Genomic DNA, 16,967 nt, shown 5'->3' with positions numbered 1-16,967 from the left:
ACGTCGTGCCCTTGACCGCCGGGCCCGGGCCCACCACGCCCGCGCTCACTTCTTCTGCGGCGTGATCACGGTGACGCCGCCGGCCGACCCGTCGCTGAGGGCGGCCAGCGCGCCCGGCGCCGCGTCCAGGCCGATGACCGAGCCGACCAGCAGATCGGGGCGGAGCGTCCCGGCCGCGACCAGCCGCATCATCTCCGGATACGCGTGCGCGGCCATGCCGTGGCTGCCCAGAATCTCCAGTTCGAGCGCGAGCACCCGGTCCATGGGGACGGCGACACCGCCCGACGGCAGCAGCCCGACCTGCACATGCCTGCCCCGCCGCCGCAGCCCCGCCACGGAGGCCGCACAGGTGGCGGGGGAGCCGAGCGCGTCGACCGAGACATGCGGCCCGCCGTCGGTCGCCGCGCGGACCGCCTCCGCCGTGTCGACATCGGCCCGCGAGACGTCGACCCCCACCGAGGCGCCGAACTTCCTTGCCAGGCCGAGGGCTTGGGCCGAGGTGTCCACCGCCACCACGCGTGCCCCGCAGGCCACCGCGATCATCACCGCCGACAGGCCGACCCCGCCGCAGCCGATCACCGCCACCCACTCGCCCGGCCGCGTACGGCCTTGCGCGACCACCGCGCGGTACGCGGTGGCGAAGCGGCAGCCGAGCGACGCGGCGGTCGCGTACGGCATGGCGTCGGGCAGCCCCACCAGGTTGACGTCCGCGTGCGGGACGGCGACGTGCTCCGCGAAGGAGCCCCAGTAGGTGAAGCCCGGCTGCTCCTGCCGCTCGCACACTTGCTGGTCGCCGCGGGCGCAGGCGGCGCAGCTCCCGCAGGCGCAGACGAACGGCACGGTCACCCGGTCGCCGACCCGCCACCGGCTGACCCCGGGACCCACCTCCTCGATCCGGCCCGCGAATTCATGACCCGGCACATGCGGCAGCGTGATCCCGTCGTCATGCCCGAGCCACCCGTGCCAGTCGCTGCGGCACAGCCCGGTCGCCTCCACCCGTACGACCACCCCGTCGGGCGGACATCCCGGATCGGCCACCTCCCGAACCTCCGGCACCCGCCCGAATTCCTCGAACACCACAGCCCGCACGTCCGCCACCACCTTGCCGTCACATCAGTCGTCCCGCCCTGCCGTTGCGCCCCACCCTCGCGCACGGCCGCACTTCGCCGCACCCCGCCGCACCCCGTGGGCGTCAGGCCGCGCCCGTGACGGTGACCTCGGTGAGGTGGAAGGAGGTGTTGGCGGTGTTGCTGAGGCCGTCGACACGGATGTAGCGCGCCACGGCCGTGAGAGAGAACGTGTCCCCGGCGTCCGTGGCGACCGCTGCGGTGTTCTTGCCGCCTAGGGCGAACCAGTGGACGCCGTCGAGACTGCCGGTCAACGTATAGGTGTAGGCGCGCCTGCCGTCCACGTAATTGCGGACGTTGACCGCCGACAGGTCGTGGGCCGCGCCGAGGTCGACCTGCCACCAGGTGTCGCCGCCGGCCATCGCGCTCGCCCAGTACGTCTTGTTGGTGCGGTCGCCGTCGACCGCCGCGGAGGGCGGGCTGCCCGCCTCGTAGGACAGGGCGGTCGTCGGCCTGCCGAGGCTCAGTACGGTGTCGCCCGAGGTGTCCCGCGCGGTGAACGGTGCCAACGTCAGCCCGTCGAACCGCGCGGCGCCCTGACGGTGGGTGGACGCGTTGACCGCGGAGAAGAGCAGACCGGCGTCCTCGGCGGGCGCGGCGCCGGGCAGCGGCGCCGACCCCACCCGGGTCCAGTCGGTGCCGTCCTGGCTGCACCAGCCGGTGAAGGTGTCGCCGTCGCGGCTGATCCGCAGGTGGACAGGACCGGTGAATCCGCCGCTCGACGCGGAGTGCTCAAGGGTTCCGTTGCCGTCGGCGTCCCACATGAACACGCAGCCGTGCTCCGGCGTGACGGCCAGATCGGCGTAACCGGGGCTTCCCGGCCGCGCGAGGTCCGCGCGCACGACGAGTCCGGCGCGCGCCCAGGGGCCGCTGTCGTCCTGCTCCAGCACCTCCGTGCCGACGGCCTGCCCGGAGGTCAGCCACCGCGGCCGGTAGACGGCGCCGTACTGGTCGGTGGACGCGCCGATGTCCGCGCCGCCCCCTGCCATGCCGAAGACGTCGCCGTGCTGGGCGAAGGCGATCGACGCGGGGGAAGCGGAGGACGCCGTGCGATAGGGCTCGGCCACCGGTCCTGACACCAGGACGTCGGTCGTGTCGGCCGCGGTCGCCGACACCGCGTCGTCGGCTCCGCCCGACGACCAGCGCACGGTCGCCGTCAGACGCGCCAGGCCGGCGGGTGCGGCGCCGCTCGGAATCGTCACGTCCCAGGCGGCGGTGGCCGTCCCGCCCGCGGGCACCGACGGCGTGGCACCGCCGACCGGGCGGACGGTGTAGCCGCCCGGCGCGGTCAGCGCGAAGCTCGCGGCGCCGGTGGGCCACAGGGCGTTGTCGTTGGTGAAGACCGCGGTCAGCCGTACGGTCGCGCCGGGCGGCCCGGCCTTGGGGTCCGCGGCCAGGTCCACGTGCCCCGCCGGGTACGCGGCGACCTTCCGCGCCTGCTGATAGGCGTCGTCGGTGGGCGTGCTCCGATAGCGCGCCACCTTGTGGACCCATGTCGAGGCGACCGCGCGCCAGTCGACGGCCCGCGGCGGACCGCCGGTGCTGAGCGCGGTGCGGAGCGAGTCGAAGAACGTCCGCCAGCGCGCCCCGTAGTAGTCCCCGACCAGGCCGTTCCACTCGCGCCCCGCGTAGTCCTGGATCGGATGGGTCTCCGTCCAGTCGCTGACCAGCGTGCGCAGGTCGTACTCGAGGCGCCTGGCCTCCGCGGGAGTCGGCGCCTGCGCGGCGGCCTCCTTCTGCCAGACGCCGAACAGCGACGTGCCGTCGGCGCCCAGGAGCGTGTCCAGCAGATTCAGCTTGGTCATCCACTGCCCGCTGAGCGCGTCGAAGGCGGCGGTGTCGCGGGCGGTGTACGCCTGGCGGATGCGCGGCAGCAGGGTCCGGGTGTCGTTGGACAGCACCTGACGGCCGAGGTCCACGAGGTCGTACGTGTACGCGGTGCTGCCGCGCGACGGCTGTCCCACCTGGAGGAGTTCGCCGAACGCCCGCTGGACGTCCTTCGGGTCGTACGGGACCGAACCGGCCGTCGCGGACAGACCGGGCTGGATCGAGAAGATGCTGCTGGTGTGCCTGGTCCCGGTGTCGCCCGGCCACGCGTACGCCGTACGGCCCAGGATCTGCCAGGCCGCCACCGCGTGCGGGTCGGCGGCCCCGTAGCGCGCCGTGGCGTACGCGGCCATCCAGGTGTCCATGTCGACCGCCGACGACTCCCACGCCAGATCGGCGAAGAACTCCACGGCCACCGGATTGTTGTCGATCGCCTCCGGCATCAACGCGATACCGCTCAGGGCCGTGCCGGGCTTGGCGAGCCACGCATGGAACTTCGTGTTCCACAGCGCCATGCTCGCGCCCATGTTGGTGTTGCCGCCGAAGTTCCAGATCGTGCCGAAGGCGTACGGGGTCCCGAGGTAGTCCTGGTCGCGGTCGGTCGCGCCCGTGGTGTCGGAGTTGCCGTCGAGGACGAGCATGCGGGAGGTGTCGACGGCCCGGAGGGTCTCCTCGCGCGGGTTGCTCTCCCAGCCGAGGATGGCCCAGATCGCTCCGGGGTGGGCCCGGTCGAGGGCGTTGTGTACGGCCCGGGAGGCGTCGCCGACGTTGACGTCGCCCGCCTGGCCGCCCTCGTGCAGCAGGTCCATCTTGTACATCGAGCTGTCGCCGAACAGCTTGCTCTGCTCGCCGTAGAACGCGTCGGCGACCTGGCCGAACAGCGCCGTCGTCGGGTCCAGCCAGTCGGACCGGGGAAAGCCGTTCCAGGTTCCCTGCGCGATCACATGGGCTCCCGCGTTCTTCGCGGCGAAGCCCGGCGGGACGGTGCCGAAGTAGCCGGGCAGCACCGGAGTGAGGCCGAGCTGCCGCAGATAGCCGGTCATCCGGCGGCCGAGCGTCACCCGCTGGTCGAGGAGTTGCGCGCTGATCGGGCCGTTCTCGCAGCACATGTTCTGGAGCAGCCACCACGGCTGGTGGCCGGGCTGCGGGATCCAGGCGCGCATCTCGGCGTCGGAGTAGCCGAAGCGCTGGAAGGTCTTGTCGTAGACGGCCTCCTGCCCCTCGTAGACCAGCATCTCGTTGATGCCGTCGAGCGCCAGCACGTCGATCCGCCGCTGCCACTGCTGCCAGGTCAGATACGCGCCCGCGTACCCCTCGTCGGTGTCGTTGAGGGCGAAACGGTGGGCGACGTTCGCGGACCGGCCGATGGGGGAGGACGGCAGGGGCAGCCGGTCGGGCAGCCGCAGTTGCTCCCCGTTGAGTGAGATGTCGGCGTGGGCGACGACGCGCAGGTACTGGCCGAGTCCCGCGAGGAGCGTGCCGGGTGTGGTGCCGCTGATCCGCACCCGCCCGCCCGCCGCCTCGATCAGATAGCGGTCCTGGCCCGATCCGGCGGCGATGCCCCGCAGGTCGATCTGGCGCGCGTGATCGGGGCCGAGCAGGCGCGTGACGGCGGCTTCGGCGACCGAGGTGTCGACGGCGGAGGGCGCGGCGAGGGTCGCCGTGCGGGCTTTGCCCGTCGTCGCGTCATTCCCGGCGGGAAGCTCCCTCGGCCCGCTCGGCCCGCTCGGCCCGCTCGGCCCGCTCGGCCCGCTCGGCCCGCTCGGCCCGCTCGGCCCGCTCGGCCCGCTCGACCTGTTCGACCCGCTCGTCCCGGCGGACGCGGCGGGTCCTGCCACGACGGCGCCCGTCACGAGGGCCAGGAGAGTCGCCAGGACGGTGAGGAACGCCCTGACGCGTAAGGATCGGCCGCTGACGGCACGCGGGGCGAAGAGACGTGTGGACACGGATCTCTTTCCTGTCGAGGACCGGAACCGTAGGCAAACCGCTCGCAGAGTGAACTCCCCACCCGACCGTCCGTCAACAGGTACCACTCCCGTCACAGGGAGCTGATCTGACGCGCCGTAGGCGACGGCCACCACGGTGACCGGGATGTCCCGGCCAGGACCGCATCCGGCGGCGAGCCGCGCGGCGCACCACCGCGCGCGTGCCCGGCAGGGCCGTACGGTCGCTCAGCGCTCCTGCCGGGACGGCGTCGACGCGGTACGGGTGGGCGGTCATGTCGAGCAGGAGCGTCGCGTCGTTGCCGGGGGTGCCGGGGGCGGCGGTGTAGATGCCCATGCGCTGGCCCGCGGTGCCTTCGAGGGCCATGCCCTGGCACGCGAGGGTGATCCTGCCGACCTGGGGGTGCTGGAAGGTCTTGGTGGCGGCCTTGCAGCCGGTGACGTCGTAGCGCTCCCACAGGCTCGCGAAGTCCGTTCTCTTGAGCAGGAGTTCGCCGACGAGCCGGGTGAGGTCGGGGCGTCGGGGTCGGTACCGGCCAGGGCGCGCAGCCGGGCGAGACAGCCGCGGATCTGGTCCGCCCAGTCGGGGAAGACCTCGCGGGCGGCCGGGTGTAGTAGTCGATGCTGACCCCGGAGAGCGTGGCCAGTTCCTCGCGGCGCAGGCCGGGCGTGCGGCGGACCCCCGGACCGGGGGGTGGTCTGGGTGCGACGGGCGCGCAGGAAAGAGCGGTTCGGCCTCGGGGCCGTCCAACGCCCAGCCGCGGCCGGTGCCCGACCGCCCGAAGCTCATGCACCCCAGGGTGATACGGCTGATCTCGAGTCCTGAGCTTCCCAGGTTGGGGTACTCCATGGGTTCATGGAATACCCGGAGCACGCGAAGAGGGAGGCCGTGACACGGCCTCCCTCCGTCCCTCACCGCGTCGGTCCCGCGGGGGAGCGGCTACGGAATGACGAGCGTTTTGAGCGCGGTGCGCTCGTCCATGGCCCGGTACCCCTCGGGTACGTCCTCCAGCGACACGGTCTGGTCGAAGACCCGGCCGGGGTCGACCGTGCCGTCCAGCACCCCGGGCAGCAGCTCCTCGATGTAGGCGCGCACGGGAGCCGGGCCACCGGTCAGGGTGACATTCGGGCCGAAGAGGCTGCCGAAACCGACCGGCGCGTTCGCGTACTGCGGGACGCCCACCCGGCTGATCACTCCGCCGGGGCGGACGACCCCGACGGCCGTCTCGTACGCGGGCATGTGGCCGACCGCCTCCAGGACGGCGCGGGTGCCGTGTCCGCCGGTCAGTTCGCGGACCTTGGCGATCCCCTCCTCGCCGCGCTCGGCGACGACGTCGGTGGCACCGAATTCACGGCCCAGGTCGGTGCGGACCTTGTGGCGGCCCATGAGGATGACGCGCTCGGCGCCGAGCCGCCTGGCGGACAGCACCGCGAGCAGGCCCACGGCCCCGTCACCGATGACGGTGACGCTGTCGCCGGGACGTACCCGCGCCTGCTTGGCGGCGTGATGGCCGGTGCCGTACACGTCGGCCAGCGTCAGCAGCGACGGCAGCAGCGCGGTGTCGACTCCGGTGGGCAGCTTCACCAGGGTGCCCTGGGCCTGCGGGACGCGGACCGCCTCGGCCTGGGTGCCGCCGACGCCGCCCGCCGCGAAGAAGCCGCCGTGCGGGCACGAGGTGTGCAGGCCCGCGCGGCAGAATTCGCAGGTGTTGTCGGCGAAGGCGAACGGGGAGACCACCAGGTCGCCCACGCTCAGTCCCGAGACCTCGGCGCCCAGGTCCTCGACGACGCCCAGGAACTCGTGCCCCATGGGGACCGGGCCGTCCGTGGCGGACATGCTGTGGAAGGGGTGCAGGTCACTGCCGCACACACAGGAACGGACGACGCGTACGACCGCGTCGGTGGGCTGCTCGATCGTCGGGTCCGGCGCGTCCTGCACGCGCACGTCCCCGGCCTTGTACATGAACGTTGCCCGCATGGGGGTACGTCTCGCTCTCTGCCTGGAAGGGTGCATTCGCAGACCTGCTGATCAGGTCTCTTTCAGCGTGGCACCCACGCGCGGACGGGCCCAGGGAGAGATCTCTCCCCCCTAGGGCCGGACGCGGTCATGGCCGGGGCGCGGGGGAGGACGGGAGCGAGAACGCATGGCGTCCCGAGCCCACGCCGAAGGGCGCCCGGCCGTCGGGGAGGCGCACCTCGGCGCGGGTGTTCGGCGGGACCACGGCCGTGACGGAGAGGGTGCCGCCCTCGGTCCGCCAGCCGGCCTCCGCCCTGCCGTACGGCGTCTCGTGCGCCGGGCGGGCCCGGGTGAGACCGGCGCCGGGCACGGGCGCGACGCGGATGTGCCGCCGGCCGGGGGAGGCGGCGGCGAGCCCGGCGACCGTGCGGTGCAGCCAGTGGGCGGGCGGTGGGGAATCGGGCCCTCCTCGGCTGGCTCTGGCGCGCGAGCCCGGCCGGTGGGGCGGCTCGCAGGGGCGCGCGCTCCATGGTGACGGGAACACCCGCCCGCGGGCGGTGCGGAACGGGAAGCGGCGGCGGCCGGGTCCGGCAAGGGCACTCGCCGCCGACCGGCGCCGTCGCGCCGCGCTCGCGGATTCGCACGCCGGACGCGGTCAGGGGACACCGACCTGGAAAACGTGCGCGAGCCGCGGTGCGGAACGTAGTCTCGAACACGTGAGTCGGCTGACGGGTGTTGAGCAAGAAGAGTGCGTGCGGTGCGCGGAGCTGGAGGCCCGGTTCAGGGATCCGTCGACCGTCAACCCCGGTGCGTATCTTTACGGTTGGGCCACCCACCAGCTCGACGACCACGACGCCGAGCCGGAACCCCTGCCCGACTGCCCCGAATGCGGCAAGTACGCGGCGGGACCCGGCACCGTCCACGCGCGGGTGTGGCAGCGCTGGGCGCGGACGCACTACATGCAGTGCACGCTCGCCCCGTACTGGAAGCCGTAGCGGGAGTCCGGCGGAAACCGTTCGCACCGCCACTGAGCTGGGAGAACAGTGTGCTGAGAGTCGGCTGCCGCAGGCTCCGGAACGGTCCCGAATGGCGCAATATGGACATATCGGATGTCATGGTACTAAGCGTGTGTCTCTCGTGACGCACAGCGACCGCCGGGGAAGTCTCACCCCTGGTAGTTCGGCAAAGGAATACGCACCATGTCATCTGATCCCAGCTCATCCCCCGACGAGCGATCCCCCATAGCCACGCGCGACGAGCCCAGGCACACCCTGCTCCGCACCGCGGCGACCACCCGCCCGCTGGCCGAAGTGGCCAGTCTGGTCAACCTCCTCAAGCAGAACGGCGAGTCGCCGAGTCCGGCCGACGAGGCACTACGGCTGGCCGCCGTGTCCCGACCGGTCGACGAGGTACGGCAGTTGGTCGTCCTGCTCAACGAACCGCCGCACGCGGACGGCGAGGCCGGTACGACCCTGCGCGCGGCGGCGATGGGCCGTCCCATCGAGGACGTCGCCCACCTGGTCACCATCTTCGGCCCGGAGAGCGACGGCTCGCCGATCCGCGGCCCGGAGCCGACCGGCCCCGACACGTCAGGGCACGCCTGGCCGGAACAGCGACCCGAGGGGGAGGGGCGGGGCACCGACGAGCCGCCCGCCACGGGCGGCGGCGCGGGCCGCCTCGCCGGGCGCCGCCCCGGCTCGGGCCCCGCGCGGACCCGCCGCGCGGCGCCCGCCCTGGCCTCCGTCCTGCGCTGGCCCGCCGCCGTCGCGCTCCTCGCGGTCGCCGCGATCCACCTGCCCACCGACATCGCGGGCCTGCGCGCCGGCGACCTCGCGGCGGGTGTGTCCCTGGCCATCACCGTCCTCTGCCTGGTCCTGGCGGTCATGCTGACCGTGCAGGACACGGTCTGGACGTGGGCGGCCAGCGCGACCGCGGCCGTGGGCACGCTGGTGCTGCACTCGCTCGCCGCCGGCTTCGGGCCCGTGCACCTGCTCAGGGACAGCCTCGGCCGCTCCTTCGCCGGGTCCACCACAACGGTGCTGGCCTGCGCCGCGGTGGCGGCGGCCCTGGCGGGCTCCGCGCTGCTCCGCAGGCACAAGCCCGCGGTCGCCGCGACCGACGCCTGACGGCCCACAGGCGGTGCCAGCGGGCTGACGCTGACGGCCCGCAGGCGGTGCCAGCGGGCTGACGCCCGGCCGGTGCCGCCACGAATGGCGGTGGTCATTCGCCCGTCGGCGTGCGTGCGGCCGCCACGTGTGCCAAGGTAGAAGAGGTCCCGCAGCCACCCCCCCCGGCTGCGGGACCTTCGCTTGTCCGTTCCGCGGGTCCCGCGACGCGACACCACGGCCCTCGGACGCGCCCTGTGCGGACGCACGTCCTCCGCATACGGTACGAACCGACACACCCCCTGCCCCGGCCCCCGCGCCGGGGCATCGTGCTGCCGCCCGGGCCCCGCCGGGCCCCGACACGCGCCCCCGCCGCGCCCCGTCCTCCCCTTCCCGCCCGTCCCTCCCGGGCGGCCTGGACGATTCGGGCGTTGCCGGGGCACGACAGGGCGTACGGTCACTGGTGCGCCGAGCGGGGCGGCGGCGACAATCTGCTGACCAGGCGATCGACGTGTGCAGCGCACGACGGGCCACACCAACGCGCACCGCCGGACGCACGACCGGGCGCACCGCGAGGAGCAGCCGTGATATCCGAGCCGGAACTGACGGGCGGACTCGACGAGCCCACGCCCGCGGACATGGTCTCCGACGGGGACCCCGCCCCCCGACCGGCCGCCTTCGGCCCGGGCGGCAGGCGCCTGTGGGCGGTCGGCCTCGGCGGCGCCATCGTAGCGTCCGCCGCGTGGGCGGGCGGCCTGTACGCGTACGGCCCGCGGCACAGCGGCGCACCGGACATGCACGGCTACGTCCTGCACGGCAGCCCGTGCGCGGGACTCACCCTCAAGCCGCTCACCGACGCGCTCAAGGCCACCGACACCCAGACCGTCTCACCCGCGGTGGTCCACCTCGGCCCCGCGCTCGACCAGATCCGCTGCACGATCGAGACCACGTCACCGATCCCGCTGCGCGGCGGCACGGCGCGTTACGAGGTGGTCGTCGGCGTCGACCTGCACAAGGCGACCGACCCCGCCGCCGAATTCGAGGACCAGCGCGATCTCGACACCGCCGACCTCATCCCCGTCACGACCACCGAATCCGTCCCCGACCTCGGGGACAAGGCGTACTTCCTCACCATCAACGCGGGGTCGCAGCAGCTCAAAGTCCTCGACGGCGGCGCGGTGTTCACCCTCACCCTCAACGGCTACAACTACCTCGCCACCAGCGTGGACGGGCAGCAGGGCGACAGCACCTCCGAGACCGACCTGCGGGCGTACCAGCCCGCTCTGATCGCCACGGTGCGCAACGTGATGAAGGGGCAGAAGTAGCGGGCACGGCGGCGGTGACGTCCCGGACGGGCATGACAGTCGGGGCGGAGGCGGCGGTCACGCCGACGCGGGCCCGCGCCCCTATCGGGTGTCCTTGAGAGCCCCGCCGCGGGAGTACCCGCCGGGTCGCGGTCGCGTTGGGTAGTTTTGTGGCACGTCCTTCACAGCGGTCCAGGCCGGACCGCCTCCAGGCCGGCGACCGCCGTCCGGCGGCCCGGCCGGGCCGCCCACGATGCGGAGCAGCGCGATGACCACACCACGAGACCTGATCGTCGTCGCCATGGACGTGCCGCCCGACCTCCTCGTGGACCGCGGCGACCTCTCACTCGCCCTGGCCGGGGCCGAACTGATCGACCTCATCGCGGCGAAGGAGTTGACGCTGCGCGGCGACCGCGTGGTGCCCGTACCCCGGCCGGAAGGCGAGCGGCGCACCGCGGACCGGCTGCTGGGGGAGGCGCTGACGGCGTACGAGACGGCGACGCGCTCCGCGGAGGCCGCCGACCGCGACCCGGGCAGGGCGACGGACAAGGCGACGCAAAGAGCGGCGGGCGAGGCGGCGGACAGGCCGACGGGCAAGCGGGCGGAACCGGCCGCGGAGAGCGGCGCGGACGACAATCCGGGGGAGCGCGTCGAGGACTGGCTGTGGCGCCGGGGCCGGGACCTGCCGACCGCCTACATCGCCGCGCTCGAAGAGGACGGCACGCTGGTCCCCGAGCGGCACCGGCGCTGGGGCCTGCTCCCCACCAGCCGACGCGTCCTCGCCGACACGCCGGGTCGGCGCCGAGCGGCCCAGCACTGGGCGTCGGACGCGCCGGTCCTCAGGGCGCTCGCCACCCTCATCGGGGTCAAGGGCGACGAGCCGCCGCCGGACGAGGTCCCCACGGGCAGCCCGTCGCGGGTGGTGCTGCGCGCACTCCGGCACGCCGTCGAGGAGTTGGCCGAGGAGCGCCGTCTGCGCACCACCCGGCTCGACCGCGCCAACGCCACCTACCGCAGCCGCGGTTACTGACGGTCTGACGGTCGGTCACCCGCTCCCGATCAATCACGATTTAGGGGAGTGGACGGCCTGTTACGGGGTAGGCGACTCTTGCCCCGTGACACGGGGTGAGCAATTTTCCACGAGAGGCTGTGACGATGTCGGCCCACCCTGCCGCGCTGCGTGAACTGGTCGAGCGGTACGAGCACTTGAATTCCCAGAGCCCCGAGGTCCGCTCCGAGCCGCGGATCCGCGACCTCCTGCGTGACACCGCCTACACACTGTGCGTGGCGACCGGCACCGGCGAGATCGGCGCCGCGCTGGCCGCCGCCCGCGCCCTGCTCGCCGAAGCCGGGGACGCCGAGGCGCTGGACGACGAGGCCGGAGACGCGACCACCGCCCTCGAAGCGGCGGCTTAGGGCCCCTCCCGAACCTCACGTTACCTCCAGAACCTCACGTCACCTCCCGCGCCCACGGGCGGCGGTACGCGGACCGGCACATATCAGCTCCAAACCCGTTGTGAACCGGCCCGACGGGGCACACTCACCGCATGGCTGATCTTGACGACGACCCGGTGATGGTCTGCGCCGAATGCGGGCGCACCAGCGACTGGAACCCCACGACCTTCTGCTCGTGGGCGTGCTTCGACACCGAGCCGCGGCCGGGCGCACCCGAGGCGATGGCGTACTTCACCGGCACGGCCCCCGAGGACCCGGCCGACAGCGAGGAGTGAAGGGCCGCTTACGCGCTGCCCCCCTCGCGTCCCGGCGTGCCGACAAGTCGGTTTCAGGCCGCTGCCCGCGCGTCCCGGCGTGCCGACAAGGCGGTCCCAGCCCGCCGCCAGCCCGCCCCGCCATGCCGTCCTGCCCGCCGCGATACGAGCCCGGCCCGCCCCTGGCGTGACGCTCGCGGTCACCCCTCGACGCGACGGCCGCGCCCGCCCCCCTGTCCGATCCCTTGACGCGCGGGAGAGCGCTCTCATATGTTCCCCACGCACCGTATGAATGAAACGATTCACTCGCGTCTGCCGTTGAGTCACCCCCCACCTCGCACGGAGGCCGGAGCCATGTCCTTCCCCCACCCGCCGGGGCGACGATCGCCCTTATCCGCTTCCCGCCGCTTCAGGGTCGCGCTGTTCCTCGCGACCCTGTGCGCCGCCGTCGGCCTGTCGACCACGCCGCCCGCGTCCGCCGATGCCCGCAGCTCCGAAGCCCGTACTGCCGCGGCCCCCGCGGTTCCGGCCGCCGCCCCCACCGGGCTCGCCGGCCGGTCGGCGGGCGACGCGTACATCTACGCCCCGCACAGCAGGACGCTCGCCCCGGTCGCGGTCAAGGGCACGTCCGGGTCCGTCACCTCACCGGGGAACGTGCTGTCGGGCGCCTCGACCCGCATCTCCGGGACGAACGCGTATCTGGTCCTCGACTTCGGCAAGGAGGTCGGCGGGCTGGTGACGCTGAGATTCGCAGGGGCGAGCGGCAGCGGGCAGCGGGTCGGCCTGGCCTTCAGCGAGTCGTCGCTGTACGTCGGCCCGGTCAGCGACTTGAGCAGCGGCACCGTGTACTCCGGTTCCGGCACCGACGGCGCGCTGACCGCGACCGTCGACGGCGCGGGCACGTACACCATGCCGACCGACAAACTGCGCGGCGGCTTCCGCTACTTGACGGTCTTCATGGGGACGTCCGGCTGGGTGGACCTCAACGGGGTCTCGCTGGCGTTCACCGGCGCGGCCGGGATGAGCGACCCCGCCGCGTACGCCAACTACTTCTATTCGAGCGACCCGCTGCTGAACAAGATCTGGTACGCCGGGGCCTACACCGTCCAGATGGACACGATCGCGCCCGACACCGGCCGCGCCTATCCGCCGCCCGCCTCCGGGTGGGAGAACAACGCCGTGATCGGCACGGGAGCGGGCATCCTCAGCGACGGTGCCAAGCGCGACCGCGCCGTCTGGCCCGGCGACCTCGGTGTGTCGACACCCACCGAATACGTCTCGACCCATGACATCGCGTCCACCAAGAACGCCCTCAACAGCCTCTACCAGCACCAGAATTCCTCGACCGGTGAGCTGGAGTACGGCGGTCCGGCCGTCAACTTCTACGGCTCCGACACCTATCACACGTGGACGCTCATCGGGTCGGCGTCGTACTACACCTACTCCGCCTGCAAGGCGTGGCTGGACTCGGTGTGGAGCCGCTATCGGCTCGGCATGTCCTTCATCACCGCGAAGATCGACGGCAACGGCCTGCTGAACGTCACCGGGACCAACGACTGGGCGCGCGGCGGCCAGGGCGGCGAGAACATCGAGGCCAACGCACTGCTCTACGCGGCCCTCACCAGCGGTGCGACGCTCGCGGCCGTCGAGGGGGACACGGCGGACGCCACCGCCTGGCGTCAGCGCGCGGCCACCGTGAAGTCCGCCGTCAACCAGCGGCTCTGGAACGGCGCGGTCGGCCTCTACCGGGACAACCCGACCAGCACGCTCTATCCGCAGGACGGCAACTCGCTCGCGGTCTGGTACGGGCTGACCGACAGTGCGGACAAGGACACCGCCATCGCGCACGCGCTCGCCGCCCGGTGGAACGACCACGGCGCGGCCAGCCCCGAGAAGGACGGCGGCGCCATCGGCACCTTCCCCGGATCGATGGAGGTCCAGGCCCACTTCGCGGCCGACGACGACATCAACGCGCTGGCCCTGATCCGCCGCGAGTGGGGCTACATGCTGGGCAGCCCCACGGGCACGGGAAGTACGTTCTGGGAGGGGTTCCGCTCCGACGGGTCCTTCGACTACGGCGGCACGTACATGAGCCTGGCGCACGGCTGGGGGACCGGACCGACCTCCGCCCTCACCTTCTACCTGCTGGGCCTGTCCCCGACCGGCACCGCGGCCTACGACTTCGTGCCGCACCCCGGCGACCTCGCCCACACCGAGGGCACCCTCACCATGCCGCAGGGCACGGTGACCGGCTCCTGGGACCGGGACACGGCCGCGGGCACCCTCACCGAGTCGCTGACGAGCCCGGCGGGGACCACCGGCCGGATCGGCGTACCCACCAACGGCTCCGCCGACGCCACCGTCACCGTCAACGGCGCCACCGTGTGGAGCGGCGGCGCCTTCCATCCGGGCGCGGGCATCAACGGCGGGTCGAGCGACGACCGTTACGTCTACCTCACCGGCGTCCCCGCCGGGACGTACGCGGTGTCCGCCACCGGCCTCGGCGCCCCCGTGCCCTTCGCCACCTCGGTCGCGGGCACGACGCTGCCGACCGGCTACACCCTGTGCGCCGTCGAGGGCGGCACCTGCACCCCGTCCGGCAGCCAGGTCATGGCCTACGGCGCGGGCGCGTACGCCTACCGGTCCGTGAGCGGCGCGACGCTCTGCGCGGCCTCCGCCTTCGGCGGCGCCGACCCGGCGTACGGCGTACTGAAATCCTGCTATCTCGCCCCGTCCGGCGGCCCCGCGGGCTACACCTCGTGCGCGGCGGAGAAGGGGACCTGCACGGTCAGCGGCACCCGGGAGGTCGCCTACGGCGCGAACGGCGCCTTCCGCTTCCAGGTGGTCACCGGCAGCGTCGCCTGCACCAACGACGCCTTCGGCACCGACCCGTTGTACAACACGGCCAAGAGCTGCTGGGCCGCCCCGAACGGGCCGCCCGCGGGCAACTGGACGCAGTGCGCGGCCGAGAAGTCCGTCTGCGCGGCCACCGGATCGCAACCCGTCGCGTACGGCGCCGCGGGCGCGTTCTGGACCGGCCACTCCAACGGCCCGACGACCTGCGGCAACGACACGATGGGGGTCGACCCGGTCTTCGGCGTGGCCAAGAGCTGCTCCACGTACGCGGGCGCCCCGCCCGGCTTTCCGGCGACCTGCTCGGCGGAGAACGGCAGTTGCGCCTTCACCGGCCGCAGGACCGTGGCGTACGGGGCGGCGGGCGACTACCGCTACGCGACGTTCACCGGGGGCACGCCCTGCACCACCGCGGCCTTCGGCGGCGGTGACCCGATCCCGAACGTCGCCAAATCCTGCTACCTGACGTCGTAGGGCGGACCCAAGCGGCGGACCGCGCAGGGGAGTTGCGAAACCACGCAAGTGGAATCCATGCATCCTGCGCGGTCATTTCTCGACCACGTCTTCCCCAAGGCGAACTGACGAAGGCAAAGCGGAGGTAGAGACTTCGCCCGGTCCCTGTATTGACGTGACCGCGTCACCCATAGTGGCGGTTCGGTGCCTCAGTCACCCCACCTGGCACCACAGGCACCACTGCATCCGCAGGCCCCCAGGTAACCCACCACAGGAGGCAGTTCGTTGCGCATCACCCTGAATCCGGCGATACGTCGCGCCGGTCTACCCCTCACAGCGGTCGCCGCTCTGGCCGCTTCCGCACTGGCCCTCACCCCGTCCGCCGTCGCGCAGACGCCGGCCGCCGCGCAGCCCGTCCACACCGCGCGGGCCTGTGCCACGCCCGCCAAGGCGGGCGACATGGCCTGTAAGGCGCTGCGCGTCACCAGCGGCACCGTGCACGCCGCGCGGACCACCACGGTCTCGCCGGACGCGGCCACCGCCGCCACGCCGTCCGGCTACGGCCCCACCGACCTGCGCGCCGCCTACGGCCTCACCTCGGCGGCGTCCACCAACGGCAGCGGCGAGACGGTCGCGATCGTCGACGCGTACGACGACCCCAACGCCGCCAGTGACCTGGCCGCCTACCGGTCGTACTACGGTCTGCCCGCATGCACGGTGGCCAGCGGCTGCTTCAAGAAGGTGAGCCAGACCGGCTCCACCACGTCCCTGCCCAGCGCCGACTCGGGCTGGGCCGAGGAGATCTCCCTCGACCTGGACATGGCCAGCGCCATCTGCCCGAAGTGCAACATCCTCCTGGTCGAGGCCAGTTCCGCCTCCATGGCCAACCTCGGCAAGTCGGTCAACGAGGCCGTCGCCCTGGGCGCGAAGTTCGTCTCGAACAGCTACGGCGGTTCCGAGTCGTCCTCCGACACCAGCTACGACTCCTCGTACTTCAACCACCCCGGTGTCGCGATCACCGTCAGCGCCGGTGACTCCGGCTACGGCGCCGAGTACCCCGCGGCCTCGAAGTACGTGACCGCGGTCGGCGGCACCAACCTCAAGAAGTCGTCCACGACCCGCGGTTGGACGGAGACGGTCTGGTCCGGCTCCGGGTCCGGCTGCTCGGCCTACGACGCCAAGCAGTCCTGGCAGAAGGACACCGGCTGCTCCAAGCGGACCATCGCCGATGTCTCGGCGGTCGCCGACCCGGCCACCGGTGTCGCGGTCTACGACTCCTACGGCGTCACGGCCGGCTGGTACACCTTCGGCGGCACCAGCGTCTCCTCGCCGATCATCGCCTCGGTCTACGCGCTGGCGGGCAACCCGTCCTCCGGCTCGTACCCGACGTCCTTCCCGTACGCCCACACCACGGCGCTCAACGACGTGACCAGCGGTTCCAACGGAAGCTGCTCCGGCAGCTACCTGTGCACCGGCAAGGCCGGTTACGACGGTCCGACCGGTCTCGGCACCCCGGCCGGGACGACGGCCTTCGCGGGCTGACCTCCCGTTCCTCGCGGGCGGGGGGGGGCCCCCCCCCGGCCCCCCCCCCCCGCGGGGGGGCCGCCCCCCCCCCCCCCCCCGAAAAGACCCCCCCCGGCCCCCCCCCCGGGCCCCCCCGCCCCCCCCCCCCCCCGAGTCCACGTGAGA

Annotated in this window: 12 protein-coding genes and 1 pseudogene; 8 read left to right on the top strand and 5 right to left on the bottom strand. The window is 73.0% G+C overall.

Annotated features, from left to right (window positions below; translation table 11 throughout):
- Positions 1-45 precede the first annotated feature (45 nt).
- From ACIQCJ_RS17490 to ACIQCJ_RS17470, 5 genes and pseudogenes are all read right to left on the bottom strand, one after another.
- Positions 46-1,089 (bottom strand): zinc-dependent alcohol dehydrogenase family protein, encoded by a 1,044-nt coding sequence (locus tag ACIQCJ_RS17490; RefSeq protein WP_402711831.1) that lies wholly within the window; start codon positions 1,087-1,089, stop codon positions 46-48.
- Between the two features lie 103 nt (positions 1,090-1,192).
- Positions 1,193-4,900 carry an alpha-N-acetylglucosaminidase TIM-barrel domain-containing protein gene (locus ACIQCJ_RS17485; protein ID WP_402711830.1) on the bottom strand — a complete coding sequence of 1,236 codons (3,708 nt, stop codon included), beginning with the start codon at positions 4,898-4,900 and terminating at the stop codon, positions 1,193-1,195.
- A gap of 265 nt (positions 4,901-5,165) precedes the next feature.
- Positions 5,166-5,524 (bottom strand): annotated as a pseudogene (locus tag ACIQCJ_RS17480) (transcriptional regulator); the annotation flags it as partial.
- 313 nt (positions 5,525-5,837) lie between these two features.
- Entirely contained in the window at positions 5,838-6,875 is a 1,038-nt protein-coding gene (locus ACIQCJ_RS17475; protein WP_402711829.1) for an alcohol dehydrogenase catalytic domain-containing protein, read from the bottom strand.
- Between the two features lie 127 nt (positions 6,876-7,002).
- Positions 7,003-7,398 (bottom strand): alpha-L-rhamnosidase C-terminal domain-containing protein, encoded by a 396-nt coding sequence (locus ACIQCJ_RS17470; protein ID WP_402711828.1) that lies wholly within the window; start codon positions 7,396-7,398, stop codon positions 7,003-7,005.
- A gap of 172 nt (positions 7,399-7,570) precedes the next feature.
- Between ACIQCJ_RS17470 and ACIQCJ_RS17465 the strand changes: the two genes are divergently transcribed.
- From ACIQCJ_RS17465 to ACIQCJ_RS17430, 8 genes are all read left to right on the top strand, one after another.
- Positions 7,571-7,849 (top strand): hypothetical protein, encoded by a 279-nt coding sequence (locus tag ACIQCJ_RS17465; RefSeq protein WP_355349093.1) that lies wholly within the window; start codon positions 7,571-7,573, stop codon positions 7,847-7,849.
- A 204-nt stretch (positions 7,850-8,053) separates the two neighbouring features.
- The gene (locus ACIQCJ_RS17460; protein WP_401858730.1) at positions 8,054-8,980 is read left to right on the top strand and encodes a hypothetical protein; all 927 of its coding nucleotides are present in this window, start codon (positions 8,054-8,056) and stop codon (positions 8,978-8,980) included.
- A gap of 563 nt (positions 8,981-9,543) precedes the next feature.
- The gene (locus tag ACIQCJ_RS17455; RefSeq protein WP_401725747.1) at positions 9,544-10,284 is read left to right on the top strand and encodes a hypothetical protein; all 741 of its coding nucleotides are present in this window, start codon (positions 9,544-9,546) and stop codon (positions 10,282-10,284) included.
- 247 nt (positions 10,285-10,531) lie between these two features.
- Complete coding sequence (locus tag ACIQCJ_RS17450) at positions 10,532-11,293, top strand: GPP34 family phosphoprotein (RefSeq protein WP_402711827.1); 762 nt, start codon at positions 10,532-10,534, stop codon at positions 11,291-11,293.
- Between the two features lie 125 nt (positions 11,294-11,418).
- Positions 11,419-11,679: a DUF5133 domain-containing protein gene (locus ACIQCJ_RS17445; RefSeq protein WP_391161810.1), complete on the top strand. Its 261-nt coding sequence runs from the start codon at positions 11,419-11,421 to the stop codon at positions 11,677-11,679.
- Between the two features lie 131 nt (positions 11,680-11,810).
- Positions 11,811-11,993: a hypothetical protein gene (locus tag ACIQCJ_RS17440; RefSeq protein WP_401725744.1), complete on the top strand. Its 183-nt coding sequence runs from the start codon at positions 11,811-11,813 to the stop codon at positions 11,991-11,993.
- A 333-nt stretch (positions 11,994-12,326) separates the two neighbouring features.
- Positions 12,327-15,299 carry an MGH1-like glycoside hydrolase domain-containing protein gene (locus ACIQCJ_RS17435; RefSeq protein WP_402711826.1) on the top strand — a complete coding sequence of 991 codons (2,973 nt, stop codon included), beginning with the start codon at positions 12,327-12,329 and terminating at the stop codon, positions 15,297-15,299.
- Between the two features lie 264 nt (positions 15,300-15,563).
- Complete coding sequence (locus ACIQCJ_RS17430) at positions 15,564-16,820, top strand: peptidase S8 (protein ID WP_391049934.1); 1,257 nt, start codon at positions 15,564-15,566, stop codon at positions 16,818-16,820.
- Positions 16,821-16,967: the final 147 nt, after the last annotated feature.

The organism is Streptomyces sp. NPDC093221, from assembly GCF_044753885.1.
Classification (GTDB): Bacteria; Actinomycetota; Actinomycetes; order Streptomycetales; family Streptomycetaceae; genus Actinacidiphila.
Note: the sequence above shows the minus strand (reverse complement) of the source record. Positions and strands in the feature narration are given on the sequence as shown.

Excerpts from the sequence above, each read along its gene's own strand:
- ACIQCJ_RS17475 (WP_402711829.1), bottom strand. The coding sequence starts at position 6,875 with ATGCGGGCAACGTTCATGTACAAGGCCGGGGACGTGCGCGTGCAGGAC.
- ACIQCJ_RS17460 (WP_401858730.1), top strand. The coding sequence starts at position 8,054 with ATGTCATCTGATCCCAGCTCATCCCCCGACGAGCGATCCCCCATAGCC.
- ACIQCJ_RS17450 (WP_402711827.1), top strand. The coding sequence starts at position 10,532 with ATGACCACACCACGAGACCTGATCGTCGTCGCCATGGACGTGCCGCCC.
- ACIQCJ_RS17445 (WP_391161810.1), top strand. The coding sequence starts at position 11,419 with ATGTCGGCCCACCCTGCCGCGCTGCGTGAACTGGTCGAGCGGTACGAG.
- ACIQCJ_RS17440 (WP_401725744.1), top strand. The coding sequence starts at position 11,811 with ATGGCTGATCTTGACGACGACCCGGTGATGGTCTGCGCCGAATGCGGG.
- ACIQCJ_RS17435 (WP_402711826.1), top strand. The coding sequence starts at position 12,327 with ATGTCCTTCCCCCACCCGCCGGGGCGACGATCGCCCTTATCCGCTTCC.